We start from the raw sequence: 14,813 nt of genomic DNA, 5'->3' as shown, positions 1-14,813 counted from the left end.
GTCTGAGAAAGTGGTGAACAGGTAAATTGATTTTGGAACTTAACTGATATGGATTTTTCGATCTGGAAAAATATTGAATTTGGCTTCCCGGAGTTTTTCTGGTGGCTGTTGCTCATTCCCTTCATGATATTTTGGTACGTGAAGAAGCAGCGCAGCAAACAGGGCGTCATGTCTATCTCCTCCTTGCAGGGGCTTAAAAACCTGCCGGTGTCGTGGAAGGTACGCTTCCGGCCCTTACTGCTAGTACTGCGCATACTGGCCTTTGCCGCACTGGTAGTGGCACTGGCGCGTCCGCAAACCTCCAATACCTCCGAGAATATAGATAGTGAAGGAATAGACATAGTATTAAGCCTGGACATATCTGGCAGTATGCTGGCGCAGGATCTGCAGCCCAACCGAATTGAAGCTGCCAAAAAAGTAGCCATCGATTTTGTAGACCGCCGCATCAGCGATCGCATAGGCCTGGTAATCTTTTCGGGCGAAAGTTTTACCCAATGTCCCATAACCACCGATCATGCCGTGCTGAAAACGCAGATCGCGCAAGTGAAAAGCGGCATGCTGCAAGATGGTACCGCCATCGGCATGGGCCTGGCCACTTCCGTAGACCGCCTGCGCAGCAGTAAAGCCAAAAGCAAGGTGATTATCCTGCTCACAGACGGGGTAAATAATACCGGCCTGATAGACCCCCTCACGGCCCTGGACATAGCCAAAGCATTTAAAGTAAGGGTGTATACCATTGGCCTGGGTACCATTGGCAAAGCACCTTTCCCCGTAACCGGTCCCGATGGCACCGTACAAATGGTGATGCAGGATGTGCAGATAGATGAAGCCCTGATGAAAAAGATTGCGGCAGAAACCGGGGGCAAATATTACCGCGCTACTAATAATACCTCTTTGCAGGATATTTACGATACCATTGACAAACTGGAAAAAACCAAGGTAGAGATTACCTCGTACAAGCGATATGCGGAACATTTCTTCCCCTTTGCCATGCTGGCGCTGGTATGCCTGTTGCTGGAAGTAGTGTTGCGGTATACCGTGTTTAAAAGTTTGCCATAAGCGCCTTACGTGTGCCAGGATGATATGGACGAATGCGCTTGCTGTGGCAGGCGCATTCGTCGTATATGGCCCTGCTTTGCCGTATTACCTGTTTATGGGTAGGCCGTACCTTGTACAAAAAAATTACCTTTGCCGGCATGGAGGCAAGGATATATAAATCTACTGGTAGCTGGTATGTGGCCAAAGGGGCAGATGGGGTGGTGTACAAGGCCCGTATGAAAGGGCTGTTTAAACACGATAAGGGCATTACCTCCACCAATCCTGTTGCTGTAGGCGATTACGTGGACCTTGTAATAGAAAATGGCGATGCCATGATCTCTGTAATTCATGACCGGCGCAATTACATCGTGCGTGAATCGCCCCATGGGCGTGTGAAAAAACACATCGTGGCGGCCAATATGGACCAGGCCATTTTAGTAACTACGGTAGCTACGCCCCGCACCTCGCAGGGCTTCATGGACCGTTTCCTGGTTACGGCTGCCGCCTATCACATCCCCGTGATACTGCTATTTAATAAGAAGGATATTTTCCGGGAAAAGGATATTGAGCAATATGCTATATACGAAGACATGTATAGCGAGATAGGCTACACCGTGCGCCTGATCTCCGCTACAGATGCGACAGATATTGGCATGGTGCAGGAAATGCTGGCAGGAAAAACCACCCTGCTGAGCGGGCATTCCGGCGTTGGCAAATCTACCCTGATCAATGGATTGCTGCCCGCGTCGCACTTAAAAACCACCGCTGTAAGCGACTGGAGTGGTAAGGGACAGCATACCACCACCTTTGCAGAAATGTTTGACCTGGAAGATGGAGGAAGCCTCATCGATACCCCCGGCATCCGGGAACTAGGTATTGTAGATATTGAAAAAGTGGAGTTGTCGCATTATTTCCTGGAGATGCAACCCTACCTGCAGGCGTGCCGGTTTAATAGCTGTCTGCACCTGAATGAGCCGGGATGCGCCGTGAGAGCGGCGGTAGATGAGGGAAAGATCTATCCGGAGCGTTATATAAGTTATGTTACCATACTGGCCAGTATGGAAGAAAAATCACATTAGCGGGTAGTTCTTTTCCTTATTCATAAACGTATATGCCTTACCGTTAGCCGCAAACGGTATTCCACTTTAACCTTATCCTGCCTGGCCTGTGGCGTGGGTACTTTTTCCGCCTTTCTTTGGTTTACTCATTTCGTCCAGCACTTTCTCTGCACCCCATTGGCTGCGTGGCTGTGGACAGCCTACTTTGTTAGACCGGCAACTACAGGCTATGAAAATGTCCAGTCCCGCCAGTAAAATAATCACGATTGTTTTGCGCATAAATGTTAGAATAAGGTTTTCTGGCGTTGGGCCTTACGGCTTTGTACGCGGTCTTGTTTTGAGTAATAATTACTTCCGGGGCAGCCTGTTTTTGTGGAAGAACAAGACTCCGCCAATATAGCAACGAGCGCCAGGAGGGCCATTACTTTCTTCATAGGAGAGGATTTGCTTAGAACAAATATAGTAAATATTCTTAAAGTGATAAAGCAAATAAAAAGCCCGTCCCTGGCCTGTGTTACCTGGGCGGGCGCTATATAATAAGTTGATTTTTAAGGGAGTGCTTGCCTGCTTTTACACGTTGTCCAGCGCTTCCAGGAGGAGGGTACAGGCTTCGCGTATTTGATTTTCTGTGATAATCAGCGGCGGCGCTATGCGGAGGGCATCCGCGCAAAATAGAAACCAATCGGTGAGTAGCCCTCTTTCTATGCAATAATCAATTACTTTTTTATTGGTCGGGAAATCATCCAGTTGCACAGCCATCATCAGGCCGGCCGACCGTACTTCTTGAATGCGGGGATGCTGTAACAAGGTGTGAAACAACTGTTCTTTTGCTGGAATGGTAGCTATTACATCCGCATGCAACAGGGCTTCAAAGCCAGCCAGGCCGGCGGCGCAGCTTACCGGGTGGCCGCCAAAGGTGGTTATGTGGCCCAGCACCGGTGCATGGGTAAGGTCGTTCATAATGAGGCGGTCTGCCACGAAAGCGCCCAGGGGCATGCCGCCCCCCAGGGCTTTGCCCAGGGTAAGGATATCGGGCGTTATACCATATTGCTCAAAGGCCCAGAGGCTGCCGGTGCGGCCCAGGCCACATTGGTTTTCGTCTAATATCAGCAGGGTGCCGGTGTCTGTGCAGCGCTGGCGCAGTGCCTGCAACCATGCGCGGGTGGGCTTGCGTATGCCGGCTTCACCCATGACCGTTTCGGCCATCACAGCGGCCGTACGTTCGGTAATGTGTTGCAGGGCCGCTACTTCATTAAAGGCAATGTGGCGTATACCAGGAATTAAAGGGCGGTAAGCATTGCGCATACTTTCATCGCCAATGAGGCTTAACGCACCCTGGGTAGAGCCATGGTAGGCATTAGTAAAACCAATGATCTCCGTGCGGCCCGTGTGGCGCTTGGCCAGCTTCATGGCCCCTTCGGTTGCCTCTGCGCCAGAGTTGGTAAAGAATACGGAATTAAGGTGAGCGGGCAGGTGTTGGGTGAGTAGATGTGCATAAGCCACTTGTGGCGACTGCACCAGCTCTCCATACACCAGCAGGTGCATATAAGTGCCTGCCTGTTGTTGAATGGCTGCTACCACAGCAGGATGGCAATGGCCCATGTTGCATACGCTGATGCCGGCTATGAGATCCAGCAGGCGCTTACCATTGGCCTGGTACATATACATGCCTTCGGCGTGCGTGATTTCTAGTGCCAGTGGCGCATCGGAAGTCTGGGCCAGGTGCCGGAGAAAAAGTTGTCGGTTATTCATGATCTTTTTCAGGTAATTGCTGCAAAGGTAAGGCTATGCGGTGAGCCAGCAGCCAGCAATGTGGTAATGGCTCGTAACCTGCTATGGTGGCGGCCTGGCAGCAGGTCTGCGCACCCTCGGCAAATTGCATTATCTTGTACGGCAGAATCGAAAAACTACGTTATGGCCCTTATCTTACCCGTAAAAGGAATACTCCCCCAGCAGGGAAATAATTGTTTTATAGCGCCCAATGCCACCATCGTCGGCGACGTGGTAATGGGCGATGATTGCAGCGTGTGGTTTAATGCCGTGGTGCGGGGCGATGTAAACAGTATACGCCTGGGCAACAAAGTGAATGTGCAGGACGGCGCGGTCATTCATTGCACTTATGAAAAAACAAAAACCATTATTGGCAACAATGTATCCATTGGTCACAACGCCATTGTACACGGTTGCACCGTGGAAGACGATGTGCTGATAGGCATGGGCGCTATTGTGATGGATAATGTACACATTGGCAAAAATTCTATTATCGCGGCGGGTGCCGTAGTATTAGAAAATACGATGGTGGAAGCAGGCAGCATTTATGCAGGCGTACCCGCCAGAAAGGTGAAAAAAGTAAGCGAAGAATTGATGAACGGGGAGATAAAGCGTATTGCTAATAATTACCTGATGTATTCTGGCTGGTTTAAAGACGCCGAATAAAGTAAAAGGCCTGTTGCAACAGGCCTTTCATGCTCCCTATTAGAAGGAGAGTTTGAAACTGCCAAACACCCCAAACCGTTTACTATACGGCTCTTCAGGGGTAGGCAGCGGCGTTACGCGCCAAATGAAATCTACCCGCAAGAATTTAAAGATGTTCTCAATACCGGTACCCACTTCCAGGTAAGGATTGCCCTTCAGGGAGCGGAAAGGATAACCCTTGGAAAAATTCAATTCCCGGTTGGCTGGAGAAAGGTCGCCGATTAATCCCTTAGCGGTCCAGAACTGACGCCATTTTAATTTTTTGATCAGCGGAATATATCCCAGCAAACCGTTGCCTATAGTATGTTCCAGGTTTACGCCCACATATTTGTCGCTTATAAACTCAAAGCGGTTCATCATGTTGAACGAGTATTTGTCGTAGTAGTACAATTCGTTGCCCTTGGCTATTTCCAACTGGGTATAAGGCAGGGTGCCGAAGATCTTGCCGGCAAACACATTGTAATAAAACTTGCCCACCGGCGGTAGTTTCACGTAATCATATATCGACAAGGCTACGCGTTGGTAAGAATACTGGCTGCCCAGTACATTGGGTATGCCCTCCGAGAAGTCGGCTTCCACGATCGGGTATTTACTGCCTAAGCTGGTGCGGTAAAAATCGCCTTCCAGAAATTCTTCATGGAAAGCATAACGTAATTGCACCTTGGTTTCAAAATTGGTCAGGGGGTGGCCTTTCTGACCTTCTTTTGCATAATCATCTATCGTAGGCAGTGGCGCAAAAGGATGGTATGCTGCATGAATAACATTCAGGTGATACGAAAAGCCGCTCCAGAACTCTTGGAAATATTCCGCACGGTATTGTTCCGACATCAGGAACTTTTGCGGCACGCCGGGTTTACGTACGGCCACACTAAAGATATTGCCAGTACCTATTTCGTCGGAATAGGTGATGCCATTGTCCAGGTCTTTGGTATAAGAGCCGTACACATAAGTGCGCGGGTGGCGCTTAAAGAGGTAGAGCGCTGTAAGCTGGCCTTTGTACACGTGATCGGAGAAGCCATAACCGAGGTAACCGGTGAGATAAAGGTTTTTGTTGAATTGTTTGGTAGTGGCCAAATCCAGTTCTGCGCGGAAACCTTCCAGGTGGTTGGAGGTGAATATATTGTACCAGGGTCCGTATTTAATGGGTCCAAATGGTTTGTATCCTCCTGCAATGAACTTGATGGTGTTGTAATATTTATTGAACAGCGGCATGCGGTAGAGTGAGTCTACCATTTTGTAAACACCGGCTTCATTGCCATTGAGGCTATCTGGCCGGGTATGCAACCAAAAACTGTCTTTTTTCTGTTGTGCATCGGGCAGCAGGTTAATATTGGACGGGTAACGTTTGTCGTTAAAAATATTTGCCACCAGGGTATCATTCATCTCCACCTTATCGTAGGTGGTGGTTTTCCGGCCAATGAAGTTCAGCGTTTTGCCAGGGTTAGGACTGGGAGGCGCAAAGTCTACCACAAATTTGTCTTTGGACAGAAACCAACTGCTGTCGGGCAATTGGCGAAATTCCTGCACCATACTGATCTTCTTCACGAAGTTAATATTGGCGTCGCGGTTGGTGGTGAGGGTTACTTTCATCACGGCATACGTGGTGTCATGCACCCATATATCGCCGCTGAATACATTCATCCCTTTTCTCTTAGGCGTAAAGGCCAGTTTAATAAAACGCTGCTGGTTGATGTATTCTGTATCGGCAATGGAGTAGTCATAGTAAAGCTGCCCGTTGTTATTAATAGGGCTGGCAAACTGCTTGTCAAACACCGGGATAAAGTTGTCGTACACATTCACATTCTGGTACATGCCACCCATGAATCGCATCAGGCTGGCGTTATCAATGCCTGAAGTTTTAGACGCGTGTATTATTTCTTTAGTCTTATGCGGATCTTTCTGGTAATAATAGTCAGACAGGGTTTCGGTGAGGTAGAGCGGCAAAAAGGGCTGGTCTTCCGAAGTGCTATCGATATTATTGAGGATAAAAGTAAATGGCCGGGTCAGGAAGTTATGGGAAAACTTCTTCTTGTCGACGTTTTTAATATCGATCTCTATCTTATTATACAGCTCGTATTTATATGCAGGAATGCGGTCGAAATTATTTTCCGGTTTGTGTTTCACAATTTGCCGGAGCAGGATGAGGGCAAAATTTACATTAGCTTTCACCTCGTGTACTTTGAGGGAAAGATCGGAGCGGGTGATATCGAAATTAACCACCTGGTTTTGGAGATTGCGTTTTACGGGCATCACCAAAATTTGGTAGCCCATAACCCTTACCTGCAGGGAATCTCCAGGTATGGAAGGCAGGTCAAAGGTAAATTTGCCGTTTACGTCTGTTACCATACCAGTGTTGGTATGGGAAAACTGAAGGGTAGCAAATGGGATGATTTCTTCGGAGTGAGCATCCCGCACCACGCCGCTGATTTTATACTGCGCAAACAGGTTAACACCCCAAACTTGAAGACCAATTAATAAAGCTATTATTCTCGTCCAACCCGTCATAATTGCGGTAAAAATACTTGTTTTTTCTCCTTGAAAGTCATGTGGATGTCCAAATTGCATGAACTTTTGGCCGTAAACGGCCGGTACCGGCTACGGCTATCTGGGCTACCGCCGCAATAACGGCAGATCACCTTGTAAAGTAGGTGTGATGCAGCGTTTTATGCGCGTAGATTATCCAGTGTTGCTACTACAGGTGTCTCCAGGGTACAACATGCTACGTAACTGCTAAGTTACCGTAAAATGCCAATGCCCGGGAAAACAGGTTTTGGAAGCCGCTTACCAGCCGGTGATGCCAGGTCATCCGGGCGCAGGGCCAGGAAACTGGTGGCCGGCAATGGATACCTTTTTCGTGGAAAGTACTACAATTACCCTGCCTGATCAGTACGCAAAAATTATTTGACCCTCAGTGTTTTAAGTAATAATTGGCCGGCGGGCTAATAATTTGTTTGGAAATACAATTTTTAAATAGTTGCTTTGTATTGCAAAGTGCTTTAAAAAATGACTGAAGAACAATCCATCCAGGCATTACATGATATCAAGCGTATCATGGAGAGATCTACCCGTTTTTTATCGCTCAGTGGGCTGAGTGGAGTGGGCGCTGGTATTACTGCGCTGGCGGGGGCTTTTGTGGCGCAACAGCGCATTGATTATTACAAGGGGTTGGGCTTACGGAACCAGCTCGATGACAATGCCGTTCGCTGGGATCAGCTTCGCCTGGAGTTGCTGATCCTGGCGGGCGCTATTTTGATCATTGCCTTTAGCATTGGTTTTTATTTTACCTGGCGCAAGGCCAGCCGGGAAGGGGCTTCGCTGTGGGACAATACCTCCCGTAAGATGGCCATGAATATGGTGCTTTCCCTGGGTACGGGTGGTCTTTTTATACTGGGTAGTATTTATCATCAGTATGACCTCACCGTTGGGCCTGCCTGCCTGGTGTTTTACGGGCTGGCACTCATCAATGTAAGTAAGTATACGGTGCGTGATGTGCGCTACCTGGGCCTTTCCGAAATTGCATTAGGGTTGATCAATTTATTTTTCTTTGACGTGGTGGGTTATAGCCTGATGTTCTGGGCATTGGGCTTTGGCGTATGTCATATTTTATACGGTGGGCTGATGTGGTGGAAATATGAGCGCGCCCCGGCAAAGGTATAACCCGCAGGGGCAGCCGGTGGGAAGAAGTATACCAGTGGCCCCGGAATTGACGGTGGACTGCTTATCTTTGTGAGATTAACAGATTTATGGAATGGAAAATCCCATCCTGCATTTAAATAAGATTTTTGAAAGCCGCATACGGCTTGGCGTGATGAGCATCCTGATGGTAAATGATGCCGTGAACTTCAACGACCTGAAACAGATGCTGGAACTTACAGATGGCAACCTGGCCTCCCACCTCAGTACCCTCGAAGAAAGCGGGTATCTGAAGGTGCATAAGGGATTCATTGGCCGTAAAACCAATACCACCTACTCCATCACCAAAGCTGGCGAAAAGGCGTTTAAAAACCACCTGCTGGCGTTGGAAAACATGATCAAGTCCGTAAAATAATTTTTTTTGCCCTTATACTTTGAAATGCAAAGTACTTTAAAAAAATAAAAAATATGTCGGAAAAACAACCCATTAACATTTTCCAGCGCAATGTGCAGCCGTTAAAACTCCTGCTCATCCTCCTGCTTATTACCCTGCTGCTGATCCCGGCCACAATGGTACAGGGCATTATTGAAGAGCGCAGGGACCGCCAGCAAACGGCCATGGCCGCGGTGAACGATCAGTGGGGCAATGCCCAGGCGGTGACGGGGCCCGTGCTGGTGCTGCCTTATAAGCAGGTAACCCAGGTGAACAATGAAGCCCACACGGAGGTGCTGTACGCGTACCTGCTGCCAGACCAGTTGCAGGTGAGTGGTAAGCTACATCCCGAACTGCTCCGCCGGGGCATTTATAAAACAGCGGTGTACGATTCAGAACTTTCGCTGAAAGGCAGTTTTAAAACCACCGATCTTACCGCACTTGGACTGCGCCCGGAGAATATATTGCTGGATAAGGTGAGCCTGTCCATTGGACTCAGCGATCCACGCGGTATTAGTAGCGAGGTGAAAATGAACTGGGAGCATGGAAACTATAATTTTGTGCCGGGTGTAGTGAATAAAGATTTGTATGCCAGCGGTATACTCTCCAACGTACCCGTTACCATACAAGGAGATAACCTGGTGGCCAGCGATTTTAATATTGCTTTTTCCCTGAAAGGCTCGCAGCAACTTTATTTTTCGCCGGTAGGTAGTAATACCCAGGTAAGCCTGGAAAGCGATACCCTGGAACCCAGTTATGACGGGGCTTTCCTGCCCAATCACAAAACCGGCAGCAGGGCTAGCGAAGGCTTTTCCGCTACCTGGCAGGTGCTGCAACTGAACCGTAATTTTCCCCCCAGTTGGAAAGGGGATGCTTACCACATTCAACAATCCGATTTTGGCGTGCGGCTAATGACCCCCATCGATACTTACCAGCAAACCACGCGGTCTGCTAAATATGCCATTCTTATTATCGGGCTTACTTTTCTCGTGTTTTATTTTTTAGAACAGTTTCTGCAACAAGGTGTTCATCCCTTTCAGTATTGCCTGATCGGGCTGGCGCTGATTGTGTTTTATACCTTGTTGCTGTCTATTTCGGAACAAACTAATTTCGATGTGGCCTACCTGGTGGCGGCCATCATGACGGTGGGCCTGATCACTGCTTTTGCCGGCAGTTTGTTTAAACGTTTGGCGGCCACCATGGTGGTGGGTTCTGCGCTTACTTTTCTCTACGGGTTTATTTACGTAATCCTGCAATCCGAAGATAACGCCCTGATCATGGGCAGCCTGGGGCTATTTGTTATACTGGCCATCCTGATGTTCCTGAGCCGTAAAATGCGTTTTGACGCGCCAGGCACAAGAACTCCCGCCGCGATAGACACTCACCCTTCAATGTAAAAACAATGATCCTCACTCCCTGGTTTAAAAAATTTGGGTGGACGTATATACCACGCACCATAGGCGGTAGCCTGATCACCATTGCATGTATTGCACTTTGCGGCTGGTTGGTATTTACTTTCGACCGGACATCGCATAGTCTGCTGGATACAATAGCCCATTTTTTGCTTTATTTTACGGTAGTGGCGGGCTGGTGGAACTGGCTGGCCGCTAAAACCTCGGTAACGCATACACCTCATGAACGCATCCAATAATTACTGGCGCCGCCGCTATCAAAGCTTTCGCTACGCCTTCCGCGGCATTGCCGCTTTTATACGCAGTGAGCCACATGCCCGTATTCATGCCCTGGCTACCATCGTAGTGGTGGTTGCAGGGTTTTACGTACACCTGCCGGCAGTGCAATGGACCTTATTGCTGCTCGTCATAGGGCTAGTGTGGGTATCGGAAATGATCAATACCGTTATCGAAAAGATCATGGACCACCTGGCGCCGGAATGGCATGAGCGGGTGGGGTGGATAAAGGACGTGGCGGCAGGAGCGGTGCTGGTAAGCGCCATCATCGCGGTGGTGGCGGGTGCGCTTATTTTTTTACCCTTTTTACACCGATAGTTATGTCATTATCACGGTTACCTATATACGAAACTGCCGGCCGGCAGCTTGCGTTTTTAAAACGTGCGGCCATCTTCATTTTCCCAGTGGGCTTACTGCTTTTTCGCATGGCCTACACCGGGCAGCCCAATAACCGCGATATGGCCTGGAACCTGCTGCTGGCCTTTATTCCGCTGCTGCTCAGTACCTGGCTGCTGCGCAGTAAGGTACTGCAACGGTATGTATGGTTATGGGTGCCCCTGGCGGGATGCTGGTTATTGTTCCTGCCCAATGCACCTTATATGCTCACCGACCTGTATCATCTATATGATCATGACGATGTGCCACGCTGGTTCGATCTGATTTTGTTATTATCATTTGCCTGGGCCGGCCTGGTGTGGGGAAATATATCGCTACAGCAGATGGAAAAATTTTGGATGGAAAAATTTCCGCGTACCCGCCGGGGGGTGTTTGGGATCAGCATCCTTTTCCTTACGGGACTGGGCGTTTACATGGGACGCTACTGGCGGTGGAACAGTTGGTACCTAGTAACCCAGCCACTTCGTGTAGGTAAGGGTATTGCCGATCTTTTCCTGCATCCTTATGCCACCCGCGAAGCCTGGGCCTTTACCTTTTGCATGGCCGGCCTGCTATGGGTTATGCAGCCACTGCTGCGCAATGTGGCACCGTAAAAAGAAGGATGTATTATATGGATGAAGATTTGTTATAGCAAGATAAAAAAAACAGCAGGCCGTAAAGCCTGCTGTTCCTTTTTTAAAAGATGGGAAGGGGTTATTTAGAAGTCTACCCCCAGCCCGAAATAAATCATCGGGGAGCCCCGGAAGAAGCCAACCATAGGCCAGCCCGCATCCAGGCGCAGGAAATAACCAGCAATGGTAGAGCGTACGCCAAAGCCATAACCACCGGCAAATGGTCCCAGAAAACCTTCTTTGATCTTGGTGGTAACGCCAGATTCGTTGTTGTAATAATACGTGTAGTTGGCGTCTTTAAAAGAAAGTTTCTTATTCCAGGCCGTTCCGATATCCACGAAGGAGGTTACCTGGAAGTTGCGCACAAAGGCAGAACTGATCGGTTTCTGGAGGAAGGTAGCAAATACCGGCAACCGTAATTCCGTGTTAAACAACAGTACATTATTACCATTTTTCACATTCTGTTTGTAACCACGCAGGGGTACAGACAGGGTTTGGAAGGCATAACTTTCATTCGTGTTCACTGGCGTGTTGGTATTGATCTTCGGGAACATCCAGTTATCTGTGCCACCCAGGTAGTACAGTGTTTTCTGGCTACCCCACGACATATCGGCCGATACGCGGGTTGCCCAGATGAAGTTGCGGAATATGCTTTCATAATGACGGCCATCAAAACCCATATTATACATCAGGCCACCCTTACCAGGAATGGAGCCAAAGGCTTCTGAAAGATTACCACTTATGCGACTGTCTAATTCTCCGTATACTTTATACCGGTTGCCATGCCAGATGTTAATGGCCGGGTTAATAGTATTATCGTACACATATTCCAGGCGGCCAATAGCGTAGGTATTATGCAGATCTGGGCTTTTAAGGGTACCCTCATCGGAGGCCAATACTACCTCCTTATCGGTGCGGATGGCGCCGGTAAGGCGTATGCTGCGCACCTGGTCGAACGGATAGCGCACTTCACCCTGGAATAAATTGGTCTTCAGTTTGCCCGGCAGGTAAATGCCACTGGACGTTTCTATATTGTTTTTTTCCACCTTGCGGTAATAGGTGAATTTATAGTCGAAGCGGCGTTTTAGGTATTGACCGGTGAAGAAATATTCACTCCCGTTCAGGTCAAGTGGCAGGCGGAAACCTCCGTTAAACTTGATGTCTTCCATCAGGTCGCTCACCCCTATGCGGATCAGGCCATTAAAGGGATCGGTAAGCTGAATGGGGCTTTGCGGTGGCCCGGTGTAAGTTTGGTATCGGTTAATGATGATAGAGTTATCCAGTTGCAGCAGCAGGTAATCTGTTGCAAATTTTAATTTATAAGGGAAGAGCTGCGACTTTTTCAACACGGGCTCTTCAGGACGGAGATCATTGGTGGGCGATGGTGCAGCCGCCTCCATTTTCCGCGAGGTATCTGCTGGTTCATTACCAAATTCGTTCTGGAAGAAGTCATTATGTTTCACCGTATCGCGGTTGGGTACACTAACGGGAATACCTAAACGCAGGCTGTCTTCGTGCATTTGCGATTGCCGGTAGTGGGTGGGCCTGGCCGTAACATTACGGCGGCGCAGTGCGTTGGTATCTACTTTCAGTTTGTACAGCCGTTTGTAATCATATAACGCAATCACTTCCGACACCTGGCCCTGATCGCCGCCAATGGTGGATTCCTTAATGCCGTATTGGTAGTTGGTGATGGGGAAGGTGTAGGTAGAATCTTTAGTAAGGGTCACTACCTGCACTGAGTCTGGCCCGTCTGCACCGTAATCATGCAGAGCAGAATCCAACTCTTCCTTCTCGGGATTGTGCAATATTTCAGCCCCTACAAAGTACAACGTGTCTGCACCGGCACGTTCTGTCTTGAAGAAGCCGGCATACCGGTTACGGACACCATTTGCATCCGAAACGAAGGTGAAGTGGGTAGTATTGTACTGAACCGGCAGGCGGGCATCGCCATAGGCCATGTTGGTAAGTTGGGAAATTTGTTTTTCGGAAGTTTTGTTGAAGTTATCTACCAGGAACACGTTATAACGGCCATGGGGCAACGTAGTGTCACTGCCACGTGCCGTAGCAGACGGGCGGTTGCTGGAATAAATAATACCCTGCTTGCCGGGGAAGGCCACGAATGAGGGATCGAGGTCGTCGTACACATCGTTGGTGATCTGCTCGGACTTAAAATTGCTGATGCTGTAAGTGTAAATATCGGAATGCCCATTCTTTACTGCGGAAAGCAGTAGTGAATTGTCGTATTCCCACAGGTATTTCATATCTAGCACCCGGTCGTACTGTGGCAGCACCTGGTTAATAGTAATGTGGGTAATGAGGTCATAGATCATCAACCGGTTCTTACCTTCTTTTTCGTAAATGATAGCCAGGCGGTTGCCCTTCTGGTTCCAGGCTATGAGTGGGTAGTTAGGATCTAGTTGGTTTTTAAGTTGGCGTACGCCACTTTTCAAAAGCACTTTACGGGTTTCATCCCCCAGGCGGATCTCTACCCGGTACACGCCTTTTTTAAATTCCACTACAGCGTAGGTATTGTTCTTAGGATTGGGCTGGAAATGGAAGAAGTCTTCTTTGGTGGTTTCCAGCGCTACTACCGCGCGGCCTTTCACTACCTGGCGGCGGCGGCGGTTATCTTCCTGGAAGCGTTTCGTATTGAAAGCAAAGAAGTCTTGCAAGGCTGCTTTGGGCTCTTTGTTGAGCACCTGTTCAAATCCTTTTTTCATCCCGTGGCTGATGCGGGAAATATACATCAGGTAAGGCACTGCGTCCTTGCCGTATTTACTTTCTATAAAATACCAGAAAGCGTGGCCGGCCAGCAGCGGGTTGTCGTAGGCAAACTGGTTGAAGTTATTGTATTTGCCAGATTGTATGGCCACCTTCAACTGATCGTCCAGGTCGGGATTCCAGTGTTCGGCGGCGTAGGCGATAAAGCCATCGGTAAACCATTTGGGCAGGTCCAGCAGCACGGCATTGCCAGCAAATTCGCCCAGGTCTTCACCAAAGAGCAGGTTTTCCAGCATTACACGGGCAATGCCTTCGCGAATTAGTTTACGCAAATGTTCATGGTCGCCATCATAATACACGATCAGTTTGTTGCCCACCAGCTTGGCCACTCCACCCGTATTCTGCCATTCCACGCCAATGCCAATGTTAGACTGTTGCATCTCACCATACGTATTGTACACCACAATATTCACACGGTTGCGGAAGGTGAACTCCATGAACTGCTCCATGGAAGGCAGTTCCAGCTCGGCCATCTGGGCTACATATTTGCCGAGTTCTAATCCATTCTGGCTAAAATAAGTATTGAAGTGGCGGCTTTGGTAATAGCGCCATTTGAAGTGTTTAAATTGCACACGGTTTTGTCCGTACTCCACCGTGTTGGTTTGGGCTTGAGAAACAAACGTGCCAAGTATCAGCATTCCTGCAAATAAAAACCTGGTAATAAATCCGTTCATACTGAAAGTATTGATAATATTGT

Annotated in this window: 15 protein-coding genes; 9 read left to right on the top strand and 6 right to left on the bottom strand. The window is 48.7% G+C overall.

Going from position 1 to position 14,813, the window contains the following annotated elements:
* The first annotated feature begins 48 nt into the window (after positions 1-48).
* Positions 49-1,059 carry a vWA domain-containing protein gene (locus GA0116948_RS10995; RefSeq protein ID WP_089712063.1) on the top strand — a complete coding sequence of 337 codons (1,011 nt, stop codon included), beginning with the start codon at positions 49-51 and terminating at the stop codon, positions 1,057-1,059.
* 137 nt (positions 1,060-1,196) lie between these two features.
* Entirely contained in the window at positions 1,197-2,117 is a 921-nt protein-coding gene (rsgA, locus tag GA0116948_RS10990) for a ribosome small subunit-dependent GTPase A (protein ID WP_089712150.1), read from the top strand.
* A 72-nt stretch (positions 2,118-2,189) separates the two neighbouring features.
* Here the strand turns inward: rsgA and GA0116948_RS10985 are convergent, their stop codons facing one another.
* The 4 genes from GA0116948_RS10985 to GA0116948_RS21260 all read right to left on the bottom strand — a co-directional run bounded on the left by GA0116948_RS10985 (position 2,190) and on the right by GA0116948_RS21260 (position 3,978).
* Positions 2,190-2,375 (bottom strand): hypothetical protein, encoded by a 186-nt coding sequence (locus tag GA0116948_RS10985; RefSeq protein WP_089712061.1) that lies wholly within the window; start codon positions 2,373-2,375, stop codon positions 2,190-2,192.
* 5 nt (positions 2,376-2,380) lie between these two features.
* Positions 2,381-2,530 carry a hypothetical protein gene (locus tag GA0116948_RS21265; protein WP_165798349.1) on the bottom strand — a complete coding sequence of 50 codons (150 nt, stop codon included), beginning with the start codon at positions 2,528-2,530 and terminating at the stop codon, positions 2,381-2,383.
* A 136-nt stretch (positions 2,531-2,666) separates the two neighbouring features.
* Positions 2,667-3,848, bottom strand: a complete 1,182-nt coding sequence (locus GA0116948_RS10980) for an aspartate aminotransferase family protein (RefSeq protein ID WP_089712059.1) — start codon at positions 3,846-3,848, stop codon at positions 2,667-2,669.
* Positions 3,841-3,978 carry a hypothetical protein gene (locus tag GA0116948_RS21260; protein WP_165798348.1) on the bottom strand — a complete coding sequence of 46 codons (138 nt, stop codon included), beginning with the start codon at positions 3,976-3,978 and terminating at the stop codon, positions 3,841-3,843. Before GA0116948_RS21260 ends, GA0116948_RS10980 begins: the two co-directional genes overlap by 8 nt.
* A gap of 32 nt (positions 3,979-4,010) precedes the next feature.
* On the opposite strand from GA0116948_RS21260, the gene GA0116948_RS10975 reads away from it, so the two are divergent.
* Positions 4,011-4,532, top strand: a complete 522-nt coding sequence (locus GA0116948_RS10975; RefSeq protein ID WP_089712057.1) for a gamma carbonic anhydrase family protein — start codon at positions 4,011-4,013, stop codon at positions 4,530-4,532.
* Positions 4,533-4,571: 39 nt separating this feature from the next.
* On the opposite strand, the gene GA0116948_RS10970 is transcribed toward GA0116948_RS10975, so the two are convergent.
* Entirely contained in the window at positions 4,572-7,136 is a 2,565-nt protein-coding gene (locus GA0116948_RS10970; RefSeq protein ID WP_089712055.1) for a DUF5686 family protein, read from the bottom strand.
* Between the two features lie 438 nt (positions 7,137-7,574).
* Between GA0116948_RS10970 and GA0116948_RS10965 the strand changes: the two genes are divergently transcribed.
* From GA0116948_RS10965 to GA0116948_RS10940, 6 genes are all read left to right on the top strand, one after another.
* Positions 7,575-8,228: a hypothetical protein gene (locus tag GA0116948_RS10965; RefSeq protein WP_089712053.1), complete on the top strand. Its 654-nt coding sequence runs from the start codon at positions 7,575-7,577 to the stop codon at positions 8,226-8,228.
* Positions 8,229-8,319: 91 nt separating this feature from the next.
* Complete coding sequence (locus GA0116948_RS10960; RefSeq protein WP_089712052.1) at positions 8,320-8,619, top strand: winged helix-turn-helix domain-containing protein; 300 nt, start codon at positions 8,320-8,322, stop codon at positions 8,617-8,619.
* 53 nt (positions 8,620-8,672) lie between these two features.
* Complete coding sequence (gene creD, locus GA0116948_RS10955) at positions 8,673-10,034, top strand: cell envelope integrity protein CreD (RefSeq protein WP_089712050.1); 1,362 nt, start codon at positions 8,673-8,675, stop codon at positions 10,032-10,034.
* 5 nt (positions 10,035-10,039) lie between these two features.
* Positions 10,040-10,288, top strand: coding sequence for a hypothetical protein (locus GA0116948_RS10950; protein ID WP_089712048.1), 249 nt, complete (start codon positions 10,040-10,042; stop codon positions 10,286-10,288).
* Entirely contained in the window at positions 10,272-10,643 is a 372-nt protein-coding gene (locus GA0116948_RS10945; protein WP_089712046.1) for a diacylglycerol kinase family protein, read from the top strand. Before GA0116948_RS10950 ends, GA0116948_RS10945 begins: the two co-directional genes overlap by 17 nt.
* A 2-nt stretch (positions 10,644-10,645) precedes the next feature.
* Positions 10,646-11,314 carry a DUF1361 domain-containing protein gene (locus GA0116948_RS10940; RefSeq protein ID WP_089712044.1) on the top strand — a complete coding sequence of 223 codons (669 nt, stop codon included), beginning with the start codon at positions 10,646-10,648 and terminating at the stop codon, positions 11,312-11,314.
* 104 nt (positions 11,315-11,418) lie between these two features.
* Here GA0116948_RS10940 and GA0116948_RS10935 read toward each other — a convergent pair whose 3' ends face one another.
* Complete coding sequence (locus tag GA0116948_RS10935; RefSeq protein WP_240619147.1) at positions 11,419-14,790, bottom strand: hypothetical protein; 3,372 nt, start codon at positions 14,788-14,790, stop codon at positions 11,419-11,421.
* Between the last annotated feature and the right edge of the window lie 23 nt (positions 14,791-14,813).

Origin of the sequence: Chitinophaga costaii (assembly GCF_900094705.1) — a bacterium.
Lineage (GTDB): Bacteria > Bacteroidota > Bacteroidia > Chitinophagales > Chitinophagaceae > Chitinophaga > Chitinophaga costaii.
The sequence above is the reverse complement of the archived record's forward strand: the minus strand, read 5'-3'. Positions and strand labels throughout refer to the sequence as shown.